The sequence below is a fragment of the Clostridiales bacterium genome (assembly GCA_017569285.1).
Classification (GTDB): Bacteria; Bacillota; Clostridia; order Christensenellales; family Aristaeellaceae; genus Aristaeella.
This window is the reverse complement of record CP069419.1, coordinates 2263475-2284049: the sequence shown is the minus strand read 5'-3', so window position 1 is coordinate 2284049 and position 20575 is coordinate 2263475. Positions and strand designations below refer to the sequence as shown.

The following is a 20575-nucleotide window of genomic DNA, read 5'->3' as shown; positions in this document are numbered from 1 at the left end:
CTTTTCCTCCGCTTACAGGGCTTCAGCCGCCTTCTCCAGGTACAGCCGCGCGGCCTCCGCGTTGTCCGGCACTGTGTTCTCCAGCGTCATGGGCAGGGCCTTTGCCTTTCCGAAGGCCAGCAGCCGGTCATACCGCATGGAACCCGTGCCGCAGGCGCAGGCGTCCATCTTTCCTTCCGGGGTCAGTACGAAATCCTTCATATGCAGGATGCGCACCCGGTCTCCCAGCAGGGAAACTGCGTTCCGGATGATCTCATCCGCCTTCCCCGCGTTATCCGGGGCAATCAGGTTCACCGCGTCCAGGATGATCTGCAGGTTGTCCGAGGGCATCTCCTCCAGCATGCGCGCGGCGCGCTCCGGCGTGGCGATCACATGGTTCCACACCGGCTCGATGGCCATTACGGCGCCGTTTTCCTCCGCGCAGCGGATGATCGGCCGCAGGCTGTCCATAAACAGGCGGAAGGCTTCCTCGCTCTGCCCGGCCGGTTCGGTCAGCTTCATTTCCGGGTTGGCAAAGGTTTCGGAGCCGACCACCCGCGCGCCGATCTTCGGGGCAAAGCGCAGGTGCGCCTTGTAGATCTCCTGGGTCCGTGCCCGGCGCTCCGGGTTCGGGTCCGTCAGGTTCAGGTAGCAGCCGAGCACCGCGCATTCCAGGCCGGATTCGTCAAAATCCTTCCGCACCGCCGCCGCGTACTCATCCGTCAGCTTCCCTGGCGCGTCCTCCATGGCAAAATCGTCCAGCACCTTGCTCAGCGCCACATGCGCGCAGGTAAAACCCTGGGCCTTTGCAAAGGCCAGGCGTTCCTTCAGCGTTCCGGGCTTTGTGTCATGCAGGCGAATACCGATATTCATCGTTTTCCTCCGTTCCGCGGCGGTTATTTCAGGAATTTCGCGCATTCGGGAATACGGCGCATCCCTTCCACCACCAGGGCGCAGATTTTGTCCGCGCCGGTTGCGTTAAAATGGGTCTTGTCGTCATGTCCGTCCGGGAAGTCCGGGTTTTCGCCCGGCGCCAGGCGCACAAACAGCTCCGCCGTCTTCTCCTCACCCAGGGAGAGGTACAGCTCCCGGCTTTCCTTCTTCAGGTCAATCAGGGGAATATGCTTTTCCTCCGCCAGCTGCCGCACCGCCCGGGGATATTCCCCGTGGGTGTACAGCATAGCGCCGCCGCCCACGAAGAACCGGCGGGAAACCGGCGTCAGCAGCACCGGCTGCGCGCCTTTGTCCAGCGCGGCCTTGCAGTAGTTCCACAGGTTTTCCGGATAGGTCGTGTCCGGATCCGTGTGGCGCTCGTCGTCCTTTTCGTCGTTGTGGCCGAACTGGATCAGCAGCAGGTCCCCGGCGGAAAGTCCCTTTTCCACCGGATCCCACAGGCCTTCCTCCCGGAAGGAACGGGTGCTGCGGCCGGAGAGCGCGTGGTTCTTCACCTCCACGCCTTCCTTCACATACTTCGGCAGGGCCCATCCCCAGCCCCGGAACGGCGGCTTGTTGTCCTCCACCGTGGAATCACCGATGATATAAATCGAAGGCATATGCTTACCAGTCCTTCCATACCTGATTCAGGTCAATCACACACACCTGGGCATTCCCGTTCGCGTCCGGGTTGGAGAAGAGGATCTGGTCACCCCGGCGGTTGAAGGAGGGATGCTGGTGGTCCGCACCGGTTTTGCAGTTTCCGGTGGACGCGATGAACTTGGATTTGCCCGTGGCGCGTTCAAACAGGACCACGCCTTCCTGCACTTTGGTGCCCAGGTAGCTGATGCGGTCCGCGCACAGCCATTTATGGTCCCGGCTGATGCAGGGGTGCAGGATCTGCATGCTCTGCGCCGCCACGTCAAAGTGCCGGCCGTCCTTATCGGCGATGATGATGTTGCCGGTGTGGAACTCGCCTTTGCTCCCGTCCACAGGCCCGGCGGGATCCAGCTTCATGAGCGCCATTTCCTTCCCATCGGAGGACCACACCTCGTGGGTAATCCACTCGTTGGGATGCTCCACGTAGTAGGGACGCACATACCGTTCCTTCACGTCGAACATCCAGGTGCGCTGGAAAGCGTCTCCCTCCGTCTCGTGGATGTAGAAGATCAGGTTCTCGTCCGACGGGCAGATCTGCGCGTGGCCCAGGCGGTAGTCGCTCTGGTACACCACTTCCGCTTCCTTGCCGGGATCCATGATCACCAGGCCGTAGTACTTGTTGGCCAGGTGGTAGCTGCATGCGATGCGCCCGGTGTCCGCCGCGGTAAGGTGGCCGGTGATCTGGCCGCCCTTCGGCAGGTCGCCGATCTTCCTCATCTCCATCGTGGCAAGGTCCACGGCGTACACTTCCGTCTCATTCCGGCAGGTGTAGCCGATGTTCTTCTCCCGGTCGGTGGCAAAGCCGCGGTAGGTATTGTCCGTCACGCGTTCCAGCTCGCCGGTTTCCACGTTGGCCCGGTAGCATCCGCCGGACAGTTCCTTACTGCCGTCCGACATCTGCTGCTTCATGAAGAAGAAGTATTGGTCGTCCGTCGAGAAGTTTTCACAGGTAAAGTAAAGCTTGGCATTCCGTTCCGGGCCTTCCGTGTAGCGACGGATTTCATAGCCGGTCACCGGATCGCGGTACAGTTCCATGGTTTTCTCTCCTTACAGTGTCATGCACTGACCCCCGGGGATCCGGATGGCAGGCTGGTCGTTCACGGATATATAGCAGTCCCTGGCGTTGGGATTATATACAAAGCTGTTGTCCGCCGCAAACTGCAGGCGGGCGAAATCGTCCATGCAGTCCATGAACTCGATATTCGTGCAGTACCAGATGTCCTCCTTGCCGCCCATCATTTCGCAGAAGGATTCCATCAGATCCCAGTTGTTCTTGTCGTTGAATTCGTAGCTGTGTCCCCATACATACATCAGATACAGGTACTGTTTCTTGAAAAGGCCCAGGAACTGTTCGCCCAGTTCCATCAGCCGGTGATTGTGGTGGCAGGTGGCCTGCCAGCGGTACGGATTCTCGGGCAGCCCGAAGGAATCCGAAGAGCCTACCACACGGGAATAGCGGATTCCCAGCGACGGCAGCAGGTTTTCGATGTCCTTGGTCACGGAGCCGTTCGGATAGCTCAGTCCCCGCACCGGATAGCCGGTGTATTTCTCCAGGAATTTCCGGTCCTCGAGCACTTCCTGCGCCACCTCCGGCAGCGGGCAGCGGGCAATCGTCGGGTGCGTCACGGTGTGGCACGCCACCTCATGGCCCGCGTACAGGGTGGAAATCTCCTCCGGCATCACCCGGTCGCCCCGGTCAAACAGGCCGCTGTTCAGGTGGAACGTCCCCTTGATCCCGTTTTTGTTGAAAATCTCCACCAGGCGGCGGTCATAGGAACGGCCGTCGTCATAGCTCATGGTCAGCGCCTTGTGCTTTCCCCCGGGGTAGCAGCAGTATACTCTGTTCATTTTCATTCTCCTGTGATGATATGGTCCTCACAACATCAAATTGTTAGGGGCTGCCGCACCCGCGGCAGCCCCGGATAACCGTTGGATTCAGGAATTACTGGATGGAAGCATGATAGGCTTCGTTGTACTCAGCAGTTACCTGGTCGCCGCCCTGCGCAGCCCAGTCAGCCCAGGCAGCACGGAGGCCAGCTTCGTCGATCAGGCCTGCGATGTACTGCACAGCCGCGTCGGAGATAATGGGATCCAGCTGGGTGCCGAATGCCTGGTAGGTCTCGCTCACGAACGGGAAGCAGGGGTTGGCCACCGCGTAGGGAGCCAGCTCGATGTTCAGTTCGTCATAACGGTCACGCAGCTTGGTGTAACCGCGGCTCAGCACAGCCTTCGGGTTCTCCAGGTTTCCGGGAACGCCCATGCCCAGCTGGTTGAAGTCATGCAGGTAAGCCTTGCTGTTCTTTCCGTATTCTTCAGACTTGTCTTCGGGCACATAACGGAGGCCGTCTTCGTTGATGTCGAAGGTCACGCCTTCGAGACCGGCATTCAGGATCGTCTGGCCTTCGGGGCCGTTGCACCAGTCGAGGAACTTCACAACCTTGGGCAGGTCTTCTTCGGAGACGCTCTTCTTGTTGATCAGGATCTCACCGGCGAAGCCGTTGTTCTGCGGCCATGTGGTGATGGAGCCGTCTGCCTTGGCGATCGGTCCGCAGGACTGCCAGACCTGTTCGGTCACACCGGCGTTGTCTTCGAACCACCACTGCTGACGATGTGCGTTGTCCAGGCAGTCAAACCGCATGAACGCCTTGCCGGTCCGCTCGATATTGTCCCACTCGGAGGTCGGGATCTGGGAGAAGTCGGGGTCGATGCCGCCGATTTCATACAGGTGGCGCAGCCAGTTCAGGCCTTCGAGGTAAGCGGGGGACAGGTGGGCGGGATAGATGTCGCCGTTCTCGTCGATGCCCCAGCCGTTCGGAGCGCCCATCATGACGGTGATCACGTTGATCGTGCCGGCGGTGTAGGAGCACATATTCAGGGCATAGGTGTCATCGCTGTACTTCGCCAGCTTCTCAGCCAGTTCGGTCAGGTCGTCGATGGTCTTGACTTCGCGGTCAAATCCGGCTTCCTTCGCGATGTCGCAGCGATAGTAGACGCCGCCGCGCGGGAAGGCACGGCCGCGGAAGATGCCGTACACACGGCCGTCCACCGCGATGTTCTGGTAAACAGCGGGGGAACCGGCAGCCAGGTAGGGATAGTTTTCCGCGTCAGACACGAAATCAGTCAGATCCCAGAACGCGCCGGCACGGGCGGATTCCACAATGATGGGAGCGCGGGCATCCGTCACCGCCATCACCATGGGGGGATTGTTCTCGGTCATGGTGGTGCTGATGGTGTCGCCATAGCCTTCATTGGCCATGAACTGCATCTTCAGCTTCACGCCGGTCAGCTCCTCGATCTTCGCGAGGATGGGGTTGCCTTCTTCCACATAGTCCGCGTCATACGTGAACTCGGGCACCATTACGGTGATTTCGAAGGGTTCTTCCGCGGCGGCAAAGCTCATCATGCCGAGGGCAAGGAGCAGAGCCAGGATCACAGAGAGAAGTTTCTTCATGGGTAAGCCTCCTTAAGTAATTTATTTATCGTTCAACAGCGCTTCTCATCGCTGATGACAACCTAAATTGGTTTGCCAAATCCGATGCTCTTAGGTCGCAACGCAAGCTCAATGGTCGCAACTCCGCACTGCGGAGCTTGCTTCCTTTCGCTTGAGATAATATTCGATGAGATTTCCCGCACTGCGGGTCATCGAATATTATCCTTTGAGAGCACCGACCATTACGCCCTTCACGAAGTACTTCTGCAGGAAGGGGTAAACCATCATGATCGGAACGGTGGAGACCACGATCACCGCCATCTTCACGGACTGTTCCGGCGGCTGGACGAACTCGGGATCCAGGTTGTTCATGTCGCCGGCCGTACCGCTGGACAGGATGATCAGTTCACGCAGCAGCACCTGCAGCGGCCACTTCTCCTTGGCGGTCTTCATATAGATCATGGCGCCGAAGTAGGCGTTCCAGTGGCCCACCGCGTAGAACAGGCCGAAGGTCGCCAGCACCGGCAGGGACAGCGGAAGCACAATCTTCCAGAGGACGCCCATGTCCGTACACCCGTCCATGGAGGCGGATTCCTCCAGCTCCTGCGGGATGCCCTGGAAGAAGTTCTTCACGATCATCATGTTGTACGCGCTGATCGCGCCGGGCAGCAGCACGGACCAGTAGGTGTTCTTCAGGTTCAGGATATTGGCCACCACGATGTATCCCGGGATCATGCCGCCGGAGAAGAACATCGAGATGATGACCATGTTCAGGAAGAAGTTCCGGCCGCGCAGCCGCGTCTTGGACAGGGCGTACGCCATGGTCACGGTGAAGAACAGGTTGATCGCCGTACCGCAGACCGTGATGAAGATGGAGTTGCCGAAGCCGCGGAGGATCTTGTTCGAGGAGAAGATGTACTCATAGGCAGCGGTACTCGCGTTCTGGGGAATGATGAACATCGGCCGGGTGGCGATTTCATACTCCGTTGCGAACGATGCGCCGATGATATAGATGAACGGGAAGATCGTCGTCAGCGCGATGATGGTTACAATCAGGTAGTTCGCGATGTCGAAGAGCCGGCTTCCGAAGGTGGCGTTCTGGCCGACCGGGCCGGTGGAGATCTTCATCTTTTTCTGGGAGGCAGGTATCGTTGTCATGCGCTTGTCCCTCCCTTCTCAGTACAGCCCCTGCTCGCCGAGCAGGTGCGCGATCTTGTTGGAGGTAACCACCAGCGTCACGCTCACGACCGCCTTCATCAGGCCGATGGCTGAAGCGTAGCTGAACTGGCCCTGCTGGATACCCTGCTGGTACACGAACACGTCCAGTGTCTGGCTGGCGGATCGGTTCAGCGGGTTGGCCATCAGGATCAGGTGGTCATAGCCGGTATCCAGCATGCTGCCCATCCGCAGGATCAGCATCAGCACGATTGTAGAGCGGATGGCCGGCAGGGTGATGTGCCACAGGCGGCGGAACCGCCCTGCGCCGTCCACCATGGCGGCTTCGTACAGCTGGGTATCCACGTTGGTCAGGGCAGCCAGGAAGATGATGGTGCCCCACCCGGTTTCCTTCCAGATCGTCTGGCCGATGATCATCCAGCGGAAGGTGTCCGGGCTGCCCATGTAGGGAATCGTATGCCCCAGCACCTTTTCGGTCAGCTTGTAGATGATGCCGGAGGTGCCGAACATCACGAAGGTGATCGACACCACGATCACGATGGAGATGAAGTGCGGCACGTACAGCATGGTCTGCAGTGTCTTCTTGTAGTGCACATTCCGCATTTCATTCAGCAGCAGCGCCAGGATAATCGGCGCCGGGAAGTAGAAAACCAGGTTCATCACGCTCAGGACCAGCGTATTCTTCAGGTAGTTGATCCATGCCGGGAACTTGAAGAAATACTGGAACCATTTCAGTCCCACCCACTGGCTTCCGAGTACGCCGGAGAACGGCACGTAGTTCTCGAAGGCGATGACGATGCCGAACATGGGCAGGTACTTGAACACGATAAAGTAGATCAGACCCGGAAGCAGCAGCAGGTACAGCCACCTGTCCCGCTTCACTTCGCTGCCGAGGCGCCGCCAGTATTGCTTCCCGGTCCCGTGCACGGCTCTTCGTTCAGCTGCTTTGGAGCTCACGTGTGTTTCCCCCCTTTCGCTCAATCCCGTCTGGTATCCCGGATCATCAGTTCGGTCAGCATCAGGAACGTGAGTCCCTGGCCGTACGCCGTCGGCGTTACGATGATGTCCTTGTAATGCTGCAGGTTGTGTCCCATTCCGGTTCCGCCGGAGACGCCCTGCACCGCGCCGGTTTCGTCAATCTGGTCCAGCACGGCGCCCGCGCTCAGCATGCCCATATCCTGGTAGGGTTCCTGGGGCAGCCAGCCCAGCCGGATTCCCTTCAGCACGCCGTAGGCGATGGCCGCGGTGGCGCTGGTCTCGCAGTAGGTTTCCTCCACGTTGATCAGCGTCGTGTACAGGCCGTTCACCCGCTGGTATTTCCACAGCGCCAGCACCTGGTCCAGCCAGGCGGAGCGGATCATCCGCATCGCGGCGTTGTCGCGTTTCGTGATATCGTACAGTTCAATCGCGGCCGCCGTGAACCAGGCGTTGCCGCGGGCCCAGAAGGCCTCTGCGAAATTGTGCCGCCGGTCGAACGTCCATCCGTGGTAGAACAGGCCGTTCACCTTGTTCTGCAGGTAGCGGATGTGGATCAGGAACTGGTACTCCGCTTCCTCAATCAGTTCCGGCCGCTCCAGCACCACGCCGGCCTTGGCCAGGAACAGGCACACCATGAACAGCGTGTCGCACCACAGCTGCTGGTAATGCTTGTTCCACACCGTGCAGTGCTGCAGCCCGCCGTACTCCGTGCGGGGCATTTCCTTCATCACCCAGTCGATCCAGCTTTCGATCACCGGCAGGTACTTTTCGTTTTTTGTCTCGTCATACAGGCAGGTCAGCGTCAGCACCGGGGCAACGGTGTTCACGTTGCGGTGCGGCTTCTCTTCCCGGGAGAGGAAATCGTCATACCAGCCCAGCAGGTAATCCAGCGTTTCTTTATTTCCGTCCTGCTGGTAGGTCTTGTATATGCCGTACAGCGCCACGCCGGTCGGCCACTCCCAGTTGTTCATCGTCAGGTGCCCGCGGGACGGGTCATTCCCGTCCGCCCGCTGCAGCATTCCCAGAACTTTCGCCGCGATTTCACTGTATTTCATAATAAAACTCCCGTTTTTTCTATGATTGGTGTGCCGGATATGCATTTGTATTTTTCTGTGCAAACATTATACCGGCCGCAAACGGCTTTTGTCAAACCGGATTATTCCATCAGGAACATCTGCCGGAGCTTCGGCTGGGCGCCGGTTTCCGGGTCCATTTCCAGCTCCAGCACGTCCTGCATGTAATCGTTCCAGCAGTCCACCACCGGGCTTCCGGCCTGGGTCTTCTCCGCGAAGGCAACGCCCTGTTCGCATTCGTAGTAGCCGAACACTTCCGATCCGTCGCTCCAGATGCTGTAGTTCCGGATGCCCGCCTGCTTCAGCAGCGCCAGCATTTCCGGCCAGATCTCGTCATGACGGCGTTTGTATTCCGCCTGCATTCCCGGTTTGATCCGTCCCTTCCAGGCAAATCTCTCCATGCTTTCATCCCTCCGTAATCCGTGTTTCCATCGGGTTCAGGGTCATTTCCGTGCTGCCGCCGGGCCAGGTAACCCGCGTCCGCACGGCGGTTTCCGCATTGTTCATCACGACCAGCGTTTTGCTTTCCGGGAACCAGGCGGCTTCCGCCTCCGGGCTTCCGCAGATCGCCGCGGCCGTCCCGTCCGTTCCGGTCAGGTATAGCAGCAGGTCCAGCAGCATCCGCGCCGCCTCCGGGCTGTAGGTGAACCCGGACAGGTACGCGGCTTTGCCGCGGCCGAAGCGGTGAACCGTCAGCTGCGGGCTGCCGTCCTTCACCCGGAACACGCTTGTTTCCGGATCGGTCAGCCGTACCCCGGGTTTCACGGCCAGTGCTTCGTCCGCCACCGGGAAGGGCGCTTTCTCTTCCGCAAACTCCCAGGCCCCGTGGCAGGCCCACGTTCCGTCGTCAATATCAACGCCCAGCACCGGCGCCAGCGCCAGGCAGTATTCCCCGCCGCGGACCGCGGAGGGTTCCCCGGCGCCGATCAGTGCGCCGCCTTCATATACGAAGCGGGTCAGCTCAGATATCAGCTCCGGATCCTTCCAGGCGTCCCCGCCACTCCATACGTCGCCCGCGCGGCCCGCGTTGATCACCACGTCCGCGTCGCGCAGCGCGCCGTTCTTCACATCCTCAAAGCAGATAAACCGAACGTCCACCGGCAGGCCGGACAGCGCCTCGTTCAGGTGGATCAGGATGTTGCCGTCCGTCTCGTGGAAGTGGCCGGACAGCGTCCAGGGCCGCAGCGCGCCCCATCCGTGGAGCACGGCCACGCGGACCGGCAGCACCGCCGGCGCTCCCTGCGCGTGCAGCGCCTTGATCGTCCGGAACTCATCGGCCATTTCGGTTACGGTCTCGGTAAACGCCGGGAATCCCTGCGTCAGGTGCAGGTATCCGCCGAAGCCGATCCGGTCCACGCACTGGCGCACCAGTGCGCGGCGGACATGCATCCAGTAGCGGAGGGCGTCCAGCTCCGGCTTTCCGCCTTCCGAGAAGGTGGGCAGTCCGCCGAGGCCCACCGGGAATAAATACGGGTGGAAGCGCAGCTCGTGCACCGGAACGTCGGTTCCCGCGCAGAAGCGGCACTCAAACCCGGAAAATACGCATTTGATGAATCCGTCAAACCCGACGGACGGGAAATACTTTCCGTACGGCTCCATGCCGACCCAGCTGTCGTCACAGAAGACGTACGCTTTCTTGCCGTAGCGGTGGATGATATCCACCAGCACCTTGGCCTTTTCCGCCACAAAGCGGGAGATAAAGTCCATGTAGTCCCGTTTCGCGGGCGTCGGCGGCCGGTGCGCGGCCTGCAGGTGCCCTTTCTGGATGAAATCCTCCGCGGTCAGCGCGTATCCGTATTCGTCACGGAATGCCCGCAGGGCGGCGGGGCTGACCGTAAAATCATAGCTGGCCCAGTCGGAGAACCGGGTCCTCCGGCGCATATCGCTGCCGAAAATCCATACAAAGTTGTAGAACAGGGACGTCAGCCGCACGACGTCCGTCTGCGGATTGTTCCGGCACCAGGTGTCCAGCCATTCCTGCAGGAAGGCCCAGGCTTCCGGATGCCGCGGATCCAGCTGCCGCAGGTGCTCGCTGGTCCAGTGGTTCGTGGTGTGGTTGTACATGTTGATCTCTTCCCAGATGCGCCAGCACAGGAAGGAGACCGTGTAACGGTGCCATTTCGCGCAGCCTGTCACCGTCACGGCTTTTCCGTCCCACTGCCACTTCTCCCGCGGCACCGGGCAGTCCGCCGTCCGGTCATAGACCTGCCAGTATTCCATGGCGTCCGCACTGTCGTTGATGGTGAACTGTTCCTCAAAATAGCCCTTCAGCGGCTCAATCCGCACGGTATCCCCTTCCGCCACCTCCGCGTCGGAGCAGAGGAACGTCTGCTGCTGCGCGTCGGGATGGGCCTCCGCAAACCCGTTGTGCTCGCGGATGATGCAGATCGTGGAGTAGATCCGGTAGCCGGCTGCCGTAATTTCGGGAGAGAGCTTGGTGCCGTCGCTGTCGCGGATGACGTCGGCGCCCCATTTTTCCGCAAGTTCCAGGGTCAGCTTCTCATAGCCTGCTTCGCCCGGAAGGGTGAAATCCCCGCGCCTCTCAGCTTTCATACACACACATCCTCTCTCTTTCCCGGGAAAAAAGGGGGCCGGACCGGATGTCCGGCCCCCGGGGTTTTACCTGAAGCCTTCCGAATTACTTCGCGTTGGCGGGCAGGCGGGTGGTCTGGCCGGCTTCAAACGCCGCCAGGCGCTCGTCCATGATCTCCTGGTAACCGGCATCCAGGAATTCCTGGCTGAACTGGTCGAACAGGCCGTCGAATTCAGCCGGATCACACTTCACGAGCTTTGCGTAGTATTCCTGGTACAGGCTCAGCAGGGTGGCGGAGTATTCGCTCTCGCTCTCGATGGCCACCGCGAACACCGGGTCAGAGTAGGCCTTGCCGGAATCCGCGATTTCCTTCAGCTGGTAGTAGTTGTCGATCAGCGCCTGGGTGAAATCCTGGGGCAGGCCCACGGGGCTCATCTGGGCGATGGTCTGCTCGATCGTGCCGACCTTCTTGGAAGCATGCACGAGGCAGGTCATGTCGATGTTGTTGTTGTGGTTCATCATTTCCTCGCCGGTGTACTCCAGCATCCGGGGCAGGCCGTCTTCGCCGAGTTCGTAGGTCTTGCCTTCGACGCCGTTCTCCAGCACGAAGAGGTTTTCAGGCTGGATCATCCACTCCATCAGCATCCAGGCAGCCTTCAGCTGGTCTTCCGTTGCCAGGTTGGAGAAGCCGACGATCATGCCGAAGGGGTTGTCCGCGCGGATGCAGCCGGTGTTGACGCCTTCCTCAACGCCGCCGTAGGGGCTGGCCAGCGCGAGTTCGGCATCGGGATTGTTTTCATAGAAAGCGGTCAGCCACGCCATGTTGGTGCCGATGTATCCGCCATAGGAATAGGTCAGGCCGTTGATGAAGTCGGTCTGGGTCTGGTCGGTCGCCATACCGGAGGAGTTCTTGTCCAGGTCGAACTCTTCGGAATACCAGCCCATGTGGTACTCAGCGTTCGCGCGCTGCAGCAGCCGCTTGGTGGGATACCAGGGGAAGCCGGGCGTTCCCAGGGAAGAGTGCATGGCCCATTCCTTTTCACCTTCATCGCTGACCGGGAAATCACGGAAGCCGAAGTTGGTGATGTAGGCGCTGGTGGGGATACCGGCGCCAACGGGGTTCTTGGTCAGGCCGGCCTCAATCATCTTGTTGATGGCATCCACATACTCGGTGTAATTCGCGGGCACATGGTCATAGCCAACCTTGCGCAGCCAGTCCATCCGAACGAAGGTGGCGAAAGCGAAGGTGGTGTTGTAGTAGGGACGCTCGGTCAGCACGAAGTAGGTCTTTCCGTTGATGTCGGTGTAGCCCAGCTGGTTGTTGTCCACCATCGCCTGGTAGAACGTCGGGGCAACCTTGGCGAAGGCTTCCAGGTCGATCACCTGCATCGCGCCGTCATTGGCCCACTGCGCAACCTTCGGATAGTCGTATTCCATCATGATGGTGGGGGTTTCCTTCGCGGCGATCAGGGTGGAGTACTTCATCATCACGTCACCGCGGGGGATGGCGACATACTGCACGTCGATGTTGTACTTGTCACCGAAGTTCTCCTGGATCCACTTGGTCCAGTAGTTGTCATCCACGGCAGGATAGCCGGCCTTGGAACGGTCATACACGGGCACGGTGATCTTCACGCGCTCCGCGAAGGGTTCCCAGCCTTCGATGCCGGCGGGGGCTTCCGCCGCCGCAACCGCGACCAGGCTCATGAGCAGGCACAGTGTCAGCAGCACAGATACGAGTTTTTTCATTAGGGTAACCTCCTTTTTATCATTCAGGGCATTCCGCGCCCAGGGTTCCGAAATATATAGAGCAGGTAAGGCAATTGGCTTTTTCCATGCATCCGCAACCTCAATGGTCGCAACTCCCCACCGGGGAGCTTGCTCCCTTTCGGTTGAATTCACATCTGACGAAACTCCCCGCACTGCGGGTCGTCAGATGTTCATCCCTTCACAGCGCCGATCATGGTACCCTGCACAAAGTACTTCTGCACGAAGGGATACACCAGGATGATCGGGATCGTTGCGAACATGACCACCGCGGACTGCAGCACCTCGGGGGTGGATTCGGCCGCGCTGGCTTCGGAAAGGCTCATGGCTTCCTGCCCGCTGTTGAGCACCATGTTACTCAGCAGGTACTGCAGCGGCTGCAGGGATTTCGTCGTAATGTAGTACTTGGCGTCCGCGTAGGCGTTCCAGCGGCCCACCGCGTAGAACAGGGCCAGCGTTGCCAGGATCGGCTTGGACAGCGGAAGCACCACCTTGAACAGGATCTGGAAGTGCGAAGCGCCGTCCAGGTTGGCCGCCTCGTACAGGCTGTCCGGAATCGTGGAGCGGATGAAGGACCGCATGATCAGCATGTTGTACGGGGAGAACGACAGCGGCAGCACCAGCACCCACATGGAGTTGATCAGGCCCAGGTCCCGGTACAGCAGGTACTCGGGGATCAGGCCGGCGCTGAAGTACATCGTAAACATCAGGATGAAGGCGAAAAGGCTGCGTCCCTTCAGTTCCTTCCGGGCCAGCGGATACGCCGCCAGGATCGTGATGATCATGCCGATCACAGTGAACAGGACCGTCATCCAGATCGTGTAGACCATGGAGTGCGTCAGCTGCCCGTCCTTGAAAACAGCTTCATACGCGTTGAAATTCAGGTCCTTTGGCCACAGGTACACCTGCTTGCTCATCACCGCCGTGTTGGAGGAGATGCTCTTGGCGCCGACATGCAGGAACGGGATCACACAGGTCAGGGAAAGCACCAGGATAATGAACGCGATCACGAAATCGCTGATCCGGAGCCGCTTTACACCGCTGAAAGCGCCGGTCTTCTTGGCCGGGGAAATCGTCGTCATCTTTCTTCCCCCTTCCTCACAGCAGTCCGTCCTCGCCGAGCGCTTTCGCTGCCCGGTCGGACGCAAGTACAAGGATCAGGCCTACCAGGGACTGGAACAGGCCGACCGCCGTGGCCCGGCTGAAGTTGCCGCCCGCAAGTCCCTTCTCGTAGGTGTAGATGGCCAGCTGGTACTGGAATTCCTTCACCTGGACGTTGCCCAGGGAATCCAGCCGTTCAAAGTTGCTGCCCATTACCCGGCCGAGGTTCATAATCAGCAGGGTCACCATCGTGCCGCGGATGCACGGCAGCGTCACATTCCAGATTTTGCGCCAGCGGCCGGCGCCGTCGATGGTTGCCGCTTCATACAGGTCCGGGCTGATGCCGGTGATGGCCGCCAGGTAGATGATGGATCCCCATCCCATGTTCTGCCATACGCCGATCAGCAGGTAGGTCGCGCCCCAGTGCCACTTTTCCGTCAGGAAAGGAACGCCCTTGTCCACCCAGCCCAGGAGATCCCGCAGCAGTATGTTGACGAGGCCGGTCTGGGGTTTGAAAAGGCTCAGCGCCACGCTGCCGATGATGACCCAGCTCAGGAAGTGCGGCAGGTACAGCACCGTCTGGGTCAGCTTCTTGTACCGCGGGAAGCGGAGCTCATTCAGCAGCAGGGCCAGGATGATCGGTACCGGGAAGCCGACCAGCAGGTCCAGGAAGTTGAACACCAGGCTGTTCTTCAGCGCCCGGAGGAAGTCCCGGTCCTTGAAAATCTTCTCAAAAATCTGGAAACCGACGTATTCGCTTCCTTCAAAGCCTTTGGCCGGCTTGTAGTTCATGAAGGCAACGCGCAGGCCCGGGTAGGCAGCGTATTTAAACAGGAAAACGAAAATAATCGGAACCAGGATCATGAGATACATCTGCCAGTTGTCCTTGAAATACAGGCGGGTTCTCATCCGTTTCCGCTCAGCTGCAGTCTTCTGCAAATCTGCCTTCCCCCTTGTTCAGTTTCCGGAATATGCAAACGTTTTTGTTCTGCCCTTATCTTAATGCCCGTTTCCACCTTCCTTCAACTCTTTTTGGACCCAGGACTGACTCGTTTCGACCATTAACGATCCTGTAATAAGTTACAATCCGGTGTTATCCGTACCATTTTTTCCATTTTTCATTCGTAAAAAAGAAGAATTGTCATTTTTCACCATGTGGCGTATAATGAATCCGCTGCATCGCAGACAACATCACAGGAGGAGCCGCGCCATGGCCAGACCGCGGATCATCTTTTCTGAATACCGGAATTATGAGCTTCCGGCAGATTTCCCGATCCTTGCCCTGCACGGGGACAACTGGCTCATCAGCCCGGTGCAGAGCCCGCGGCTGCATTTCCATAACTGCGTGGAAATCGGCTTATGCCGCCGCGGCAGCGGGGAGATGATCATCGGCGAGGATCACCTTTCCTTCTCCGAGGGCACCGTCACCTTTGTCGCGCCCCATGTGCACCACACCACCTGGTCCTCCCCGGATTCCCACAGCCTGTGGAGCTACCTGTTTGTGGATTATGCCCGCCTGCTGGACAGCATGGCCCTGGAGCTTCCGAACTACCAGGACTTCACCGAGCTGGTCATCAACGGCGGCCTGATGCTCCGTCCGGATACCGATCCCTGGGCGGAACCCCTCGTCTCCGGCCTCATCCGCGAGGTGGTGGACTGCAAACCCGGCTACAAAACCAGCGTCCGCGGGCTCCTTCTCTCCATGGCGGTCTACCTGCTTCGCAACGCGCCAAAGGAAAACGCGGGCGTCCAGCCCCGTACCGGGGTCCTGACACCCGCGCTCGATTACATCCGTACGAATTACGCGGAAGATTTCTATATTGAGTCCCTGGCGGAGCTGTGCCACCTGAGTCCGACGCACTTCCGCCGCCTGTTCCTGCAGCAGCTCGGCACCACGCCGCTGGATTTCCTGCACCAGGTGCGCATCGCCACCAGCTGCTCCATGCTGCTCACGTCCACGGACAGCATCGCGGAGGTCGCCACCGCCGTGGGCTATTCCTCCCTCAGCTGTTTCAACCGGCATTTCCTCCGGTTCATGGGCACTTCACCGTCCCGGTGGCGCCATGCGGACGATGAGAACGTCCGCCGCTCCGTGCTGACGTTCACCGGCTGGGTCCAGCCGGAAACCTCCGACGAGATCCTGCAGAAAAACGCGGAGCCCGCGTTTTCCTGACCTCCCGGACGGTATCAGATCCGGTGCGCGGCGTCCGCTACCCACCGGATCCGTTCCTCCTGCAGCTCGTCATGCAGGCTGCAGTCCGCCCCGATGATATACCCTTTCCTGCCTCCCTGTTCAATCAGCGAGGCAGTTTCTTTTTCTATTTCTTCCTTTTCCGCGGTATACAGCAGCGTGCCGGGCCGGTTGTCAAAGCCGCCCAGAATGCCTGCGGCACATGTTTCCACATGCACACCGGCACATGGTCGGTCTCCTGTCCCCGGAAAGCCGCGGTCACGCGTTCCCGTTTGTTCATGGGAATCCTGCGCCCCTTTCAGGAAAGCGGTCGGTCGGATTACTTCAGGATACTGTCGATTTTCTTGATTTCCTCGTCGCTCAGCGGCGGCATGGACAGGATTTCCGCGTTGTCGGTAATCTGCTCGGGCCGGCTCGCGCCGATCAGGGCGGAGGTAACCACCTCGTCCCGCAGCACCCACTGCAGCGCCAGCTGGTGGAGCTTCTCGCCCCGCGCGTCGGCAATCTCCTTCAGCGCGGCCACCTTCCGCTGGATGTCCTCGGTCAGGCTGTCCGGCTTCATATACCGGTTGTCCTTCGCCATCCGGGAATCCGCAGGGATCCCGGCCAGGTACTTGCCGGTCAGCATGCCGCCGGCCAGCGGCTGGAACACAATGCAGCCGACCTTTTCCTTCCTCAGCACGTCCGTCAGTCCGTTCTCGATATGCCGGTCCAGCATGGAGTACCGCGGCTGGTGGATCAGGCACGGTGTTCCCAGGCGCTTCAGCTCTTTGATCGCCGCCTCGGCCTGTGCCGGACCGTAATTGGAGATTCCCACATACAACGCCTTGCCGCTGCGCACGATCTGGTCCAGCGCGCCCATCGTTTCCTCGATGGGGGTTTCCGGATCGGGCCGGTGGTGGTAGAACAGGTCCACATAGTCCAGCCGCATCCGCTTCAGGCTCTGGTCCAGGCTGGAAATCAGGTATTTCCGGCTGCCGTGGTCGCCGTACGGGCCGGGCCACATGTCATACCCCGCCTTGGTGGAGATGAACAGCTCGTCCCGGTGGGGCCGCCAGTCCTCGTCCATCAGCCGGCCGAAGTTTCGCTCGGCCTCCCCATAGGGCGGGCCGTAGTTGTTGGCCAGGTCAAAGTGTGTAATCCCGCAGTCAAACGCCGTGCGCAGCAGCGCCTGCTGCGTGGTGTACGGGGTGATGTTCCCGAAATTGTGCCACAATCCCAGGGACAGCACCGGCAGCATCACGCCGCTGTTGCCGCAGCGGCGGTAGGTCATCTTTCCGTACCGGTTTTCATCCGGAATGTACATTCCTGCACCTCCTCAGTCCAGGTAGCCCTCCCGGGCCTTGATGCCAAACCGCTTTTCCAGCTGGTGCATCTGTTCATCGGTAATCGTGTTCACCCGCGGAAGGTGCGCGATCTTCATATAGATCTCCGCAGCCTTCTCGGCGGTTTCAATCAGGCCGAAGGTCTCGTCCAGGTCCTTGCCGGCGCCGTAGATCCCGTGCTGGCTCCACACCACCAGGCGCGCCGTCTTCATCTTTTCGGCGGTCGCCTCGCCGATTTCATTGGTGCCGCACAGCATCCAGGGCAGCACGTTCACGCCCTCCGGGAACACCACGATGCATTCCGTGCACATCTGCCACAGCGTGCGGGTGAATTCCTTTTCGTCCAGCGTGTGCACATACGTCATCGCCAGCAGGTTCGCGGGATGGCAGTGCATCACCACGCGGTTGTCCGGGTCCACCGCCAGCCGTGCGGCATGGCTCATCATGTGGGCCGGGAATTCGCTGGTGAACTTCCCGCCGTCGGTGAATCCCCACAGCAGGTCCGCGTTCTGCCCGTTGTCCCGCAGGCGCACGATGCCCAGGTTGACCTCCGGCGCGTACTGCACGTTCTTGAAATACTTGCCCGTACCGGTCACCAGGAAATACTTCCCTTCCAGCGCCGGCGCCTCAAAGCCCGTCGGGATTGTCCGCAGCACCTGGGCCGGGTCCAGGTATTCCTTCACTTCTTTTTCTTCCAGCATCAGGGAGATATTCCCGCCGTTGCGCTCATCCCAGCCATGGTCATACATGTTGGTCGCCGTGCGGATCATTTCCACCATAAAGGGAGCCGTCATTACGTCTTTCATGCCCGTGCCTCCAGAACCTTCTTCTCGTAAGCCAGTACTTCCGGCATCCATTCGCCGTCCGCGGGCTTTCCGCACAGGCGGCAGTATTCATCCCACACCTCGCCGAAGGGCATGGTCTTCATTTCTTCCTGGGCCGCCATCAGCTCGGTGAAGCGGCTCTCATCCTGCAGCTTCTTCAGCTCGTCCGCCGGCTGCAGCAGCGCAAACAGCAGCGCCTTCTGCAGGTTGCGGTATCCCACGGTCCACGCCGCGATGCGGTTGATGCTCGCGTCGAAGTAGTCCAGCGCGATGTTCACCCGGCCGTCCAGCCCGCCGCAGCGGACGATCTCCCGGGCAATCTCCTTCGTCTCGTCGTCAAACAGCACCACATGGTCGCTGTCCCAGCGGATCGGCCGGGTCACATGCAGTGCGATTTCCGGGAAGAACGTCAGCAGCGCCGGGATCTTGTCGGAAACCACCTCGGTGGGATGGTAGTGGCCGTTGTCCATCAGCGGGATGCACTTGTCCATGTTCATCGCCGCATAGCTCAGGCAGAATTCCGCGCTGCCGGTGGTGTAGGCTTCCACGCCGATGCCGAACACCTTGCTTTCCACACAGGGCTTCACCTTCTTGAAGTCATACGGCTCGCGCAGGATCTCATCGATGCTCTCGCGGTAGCGCACCCGGGGACCCATCCGGTCGCCGGGAACGTCCTTGAATCCGTCGCCGGTCCAGATGTTCATCACGCAGGGCTGGCCCAGCTCCTCCGCCAGGTAGGTGCTGATGCGGATGCAGGCCTTGCCGTGCTCAATCCAGAATTTCCGGGTTTCCTCGTTCGGGGACGACAGCGTCAGCGGGTCGCATTTCGGATGGGAGAAGAACGTGGGGTTGAAGTCGCAGCCCAGGCCGCGCTCCTTGCAGAACTCCACCCATTTCCGGAAGTGCTTCGGCTCCAGCTTGTCCCGGTCCGCCCACTCGCCGTTTTCAAAGATGGCGTAGCTGGCATGCAAGTTCATTTTCGGCGTGCCGGGAATCAGGCTTATCACCTTGTCCAGGTCCGCCATCAGTTCTTCGGGCGTCCGCGCGCGGCCCGGATAGTTGCCGGTGGTCTGGATGCCGCCGGTCAGGGGCTTGGAGGGATCCGTGTCAAATCCCCGCACGTCGTCCCCCTGCCAGCAGTGCAGGGAAACCGGAACGCCCTTCAGCTTTTTCATTGCCGCGTCCGTGTCGATGCCCAGTGCCGCGTACCGTTTCTTTGCTTCTTCGTAACTCATGCCTTTTCCGCCTCCATCTGAATTCTGAGATTTCCGAGTGCCGTTGCTTCAATGGGCAGTGCGATCACCTGCCGGCCGATGGCTTCTTCCGTCAGCCGGTTCAGGTACCTGTTCTTCGCGCCTCCGCCCACAATATACAGTTTCGTGTAGTGTTTCTCGGTGTTCCGCTCCAGTTCCTCAATCGCCGTGCGGTATCCCTCCGCCAGCGACCGGTACGCACACCGGAAATATCCGGCCGTGCACTTCGGCGGATGCGGCAGTTTCGAATCGAACGCCACCTTCATGCTCTCCGGCGCCAGGAACACCGGATCATTCACATCCACCAGGGGATCGAAATGCTTTTCCGCTGCCTCCGCGGTAATCTCGTCCCACGGCTTGCCCGGGCAGAGCTCGTCACGCAGCCGGTTCACCAGCCACATGCCCATGATGTTCTTCTGGTACCGGTTGTATCCCACGCCGCCCTCGTTGGACCAGTTGGCCGCCTGGCTGCCCTCGTCCGTCAGCGGCTTCGGCGTCTTCACGCCCAGCAGGGACCAGGTACCGGAGGAAATGTAGAGCTCGTTCCCTTCCATGGGAATGCCTTCCACCGCGCTGCCGGTGTCGTGCGTCGCGCATAGCACGACCTGGATTCCCTTGTATTCCCCGATTGCCGTCCCCGGCTGCTGCAGGGAATGGAACAGGTGTTCCGGCAGGCCCAGCGCCCGGATGATTTCCGGGTCGAATGCCCCGGTTTCCGCACTGACCATTCCGCCGGTCGTCGCGTTGGTGTACTCATGGCTCTCCGCGCCGCACAGCCGGTACATCAGGTATTCCGGCATCATCAGGAAACCTGTGGCCTTTTCCAGCCGCCCGGCCATCTTGTCAGCATACAGCTGGTAAATGGTGTTGAAGGGCTGGAACTGGATGCCCGTCCGGCGGTACAGCTCCGCGAACGGCAGGATTTTATGCACTTCCTCAATTGCAGGCTCCGTCCGGCTGTCCCGGTAGGCATAGCATGGAAGAATCGGCTCACTGCCGTTCATCAGCACGTAGTCCACGCCCCAGGTGTCAATGCTGAGGCTCTCAATCTTCGGATACTTTTCCAGCGCCGCGTCGATCCCGGCCCGGACATGGCTTTCCAGTGCTCCGATATCCCATGTCAGGTGCCCGTCCTTTTCCGCGACACCGTTCGGGAAACGGTAGACCTCTTCGGTCTTCAGTTCCCCGTTTTCCTTCCAGCCGACAATGTGCCGGCCGCTGGTCGCGCCGATATCAACCGCAAGAAAGCGCTCCAAAGGCTGGTCCCCCCTTTATCCGGATCAGGTCAATTTTTGATACTCTTTCAATGAATCATTTTGCCAGATAAAAAAAGAATGGTCAACCGCTTTTCC

19 protein-coding genes are annotated in these 20575 nt (G+C 59.9%); 1 reads left to right on the top strand and 18 read right to left on the bottom strand.

Going from position 1 to position 20575, the window contains the following annotated elements; genetic code table 11:
* Window positions 1-12 precede the first annotated feature (12 nt).
* The 13 genes from JNO48_09880 to JNO48_09820 all read right to left on the bottom strand — a co-directional run bounded on the left by JNO48_09880 (window position 13) and on the right by JNO48_09820 (window position 14539).
* Window positions 13-852 (bottom strand): sugar phosphate isomerase/epimerase, encoded by an 840-nt coding sequence (locus JNO48_09880; GenBank protein ID QTE67507.1) that lies wholly within the window; start codon window positions 850-852, stop codon window positions 13-15.
* A gap of 23 nt (window positions 853-875) precedes the next feature.
* Window positions 876-1532 (bottom strand): rhamnogalacturonan acetylesterase, encoded by a 657-nt coding sequence (locus tag JNO48_09875; GenBank protein QTE67506.1) that lies wholly within the window; start codon window positions 1530-1532, stop codon window positions 876-878.
* Between the two features lie 4 nt (window positions 1533-1536).
* A complete protein-coding gene (locus tag JNO48_09870) occupies window positions 1537-2607 on the bottom strand; it encodes a hypothetical protein (protein QTE67505.1) in 1071 nt (356 codons plus the stop codon).
* 12 nt (window positions 2608-2619) lie between these two features.
* Complete coding sequence (locus JNO48_09865) at window positions 2620-3420, bottom strand: polysaccharide deacetylase family protein (protein QTE67504.1); 801 nt, start codon at window positions 3418-3420, stop codon at window positions 2620-2622.
* A 94-nt stretch (window positions 3421-3514) separates the two neighbouring features.
* Window positions 3515-5023, bottom strand: a complete 1509-nt coding sequence (locus JNO48_09860) for an extracellular solute-binding protein (protein ID QTE67503.1) — start codon at window positions 5021-5023, stop codon at window positions 3515-3517.
* A gap of 198 nt (window positions 5024-5221) precedes the next feature.
* A complete protein-coding gene (locus tag JNO48_09855) occupies window positions 5222-6130 on the bottom strand; it encodes a carbohydrate ABC transporter permease (protein QTE69739.1) in 909 nt (302 codons plus the stop codon).
* A 48-nt stretch (window positions 6131-6178) separates the two neighbouring features.
* Window positions 6179-7135: a sugar ABC transporter permease gene (locus JNO48_09850; GenBank protein QTE67502.1), complete on the bottom strand. Its 957-nt coding sequence runs from the start codon at window positions 7133-7135 to the stop codon at window positions 6179-6181.
* Window positions 7136-7155: 20 nt separating this feature from the next.
* Window positions 7156-8211 (bottom strand): glycoside hydrolase family 88 protein, encoded by a 1056-nt coding sequence (locus JNO48_09845; protein ID QTE67501.1) that lies wholly within the window; start codon window positions 8209-8211, stop codon window positions 7156-7158.
* A gap of 101 nt (window positions 8212-8312) precedes the next feature.
* On the bottom strand, window positions 8313-8630 hold the full coding sequence (locus JNO48_09840) for an L-rhamnose mutarotase (GenBank protein ID QTE67500.1): 318 nt from the start codon (window positions 8628-8630) through the stop codon (window positions 8313-8315).
* Window positions 8631-8634: 4 nt separating this feature from the next.
* Window positions 8635-10782 carry a 1,3-beta-galactosyl-N-acetylhexosamine phosphorylase gene (gene gnpA / locus JNO48_09835; GenBank protein QTE67499.1) on the bottom strand — a complete coding sequence of 716 codons (2148 nt, stop codon included), beginning with the start codon at window positions 10780-10782 and terminating at the stop codon, window positions 8635-8637.
* Between the two features lie 85 nt (window positions 10783-10867).
* A complete protein-coding gene (locus JNO48_09830; GenBank protein ID QTE67498.1) occupies window positions 10868-12511 on the bottom strand; it encodes an extracellular solute-binding protein in 1644 nt (547 codons plus the stop codon).
* A gap of 191 nt (window positions 12512-12702) precedes the next feature.
* Window positions 12703-13611 carry a carbohydrate ABC transporter permease gene (locus tag JNO48_09825; protein QTE67497.1) on the bottom strand — a complete coding sequence of 303 codons (909 nt, stop codon included), beginning with the start codon at window positions 13609-13611 and terminating at the stop codon, window positions 12703-12705.
* Window positions 13612-13627: 16 nt separating this feature from the next.
* Window positions 13628-14539 carry a sugar ABC transporter permease gene (locus tag JNO48_09820; protein QTE69738.1) on the bottom strand — a complete coding sequence of 304 codons (912 nt, stop codon included), beginning with the start codon at window positions 14537-14539 and terminating at the stop codon, window positions 13628-13630.
* 301 nt (window positions 14540-14840) lie between these two features.
* Between JNO48_09820 and JNO48_09815 the strand changes: the two genes are divergently transcribed.
* Window positions 14841-15803, top strand: a complete 963-nt coding sequence (locus JNO48_09815; protein ID QTE67496.1) for a helix-turn-helix transcriptional regulator — start codon at window positions 14841-14843, stop codon at window positions 15801-15803.
* 14 nt (window positions 15804-15817) lie between these two features.
* Here the strand turns inward: JNO48_09815 and JNO48_09810 are convergent, their stop codons facing one another.
* From JNO48_09810 to JNO48_09790, 5 genes are all read right to left on the bottom strand, one after another.
* A complete protein-coding gene (locus tag JNO48_09810) occupies window positions 15818-16033 on the bottom strand; it encodes a hypothetical protein (GenBank protein QTE67495.1) in 216 nt (71 codons plus the stop codon).
* Window positions 16034-16140: 107 nt separating this feature from the next.
* Complete coding sequence (locus tag JNO48_09805; protein ID QTE67494.1) at window positions 16141-17127, bottom strand: aldo/keto reductase; 987 nt, start codon at window positions 17125-17127, stop codon at window positions 16141-16143.
* A gap of 12 nt (window positions 17128-17139) precedes the next feature.
* The gene (rhaD, locus tag JNO48_09800; GenBank protein ID QTE67493.1) at window positions 17140-17952 is read right to left on the bottom strand and encodes a rhamnulose-1-phosphate aldolase; all 813 of its coding nucleotides are present in this window, start codon (window positions 17950-17952) and stop codon (window positions 17140-17142) included.
* Window positions 17949-19205, bottom strand: coding sequence for an L-rhamnose isomerase (locus tag JNO48_09795; protein QTE67492.1), 1257 nt, complete (start codon window positions 19203-19205; stop codon window positions 17949-17951). Before JNO48_09795 ends, rhaD begins: the two co-directional genes overlap by 4 nt.
* Complete coding sequence (locus tag JNO48_09790) at window positions 19202-20479, bottom strand: rhamnulokinase (protein ID QTE67491.1); 1278 nt, start codon at window positions 20477-20479, stop codon at window positions 19202-19204. Before JNO48_09790 ends, JNO48_09795 begins: the two co-directional genes overlap by 4 nt.
* Window positions 20480-20575: the final 96 nt, after the last annotated feature.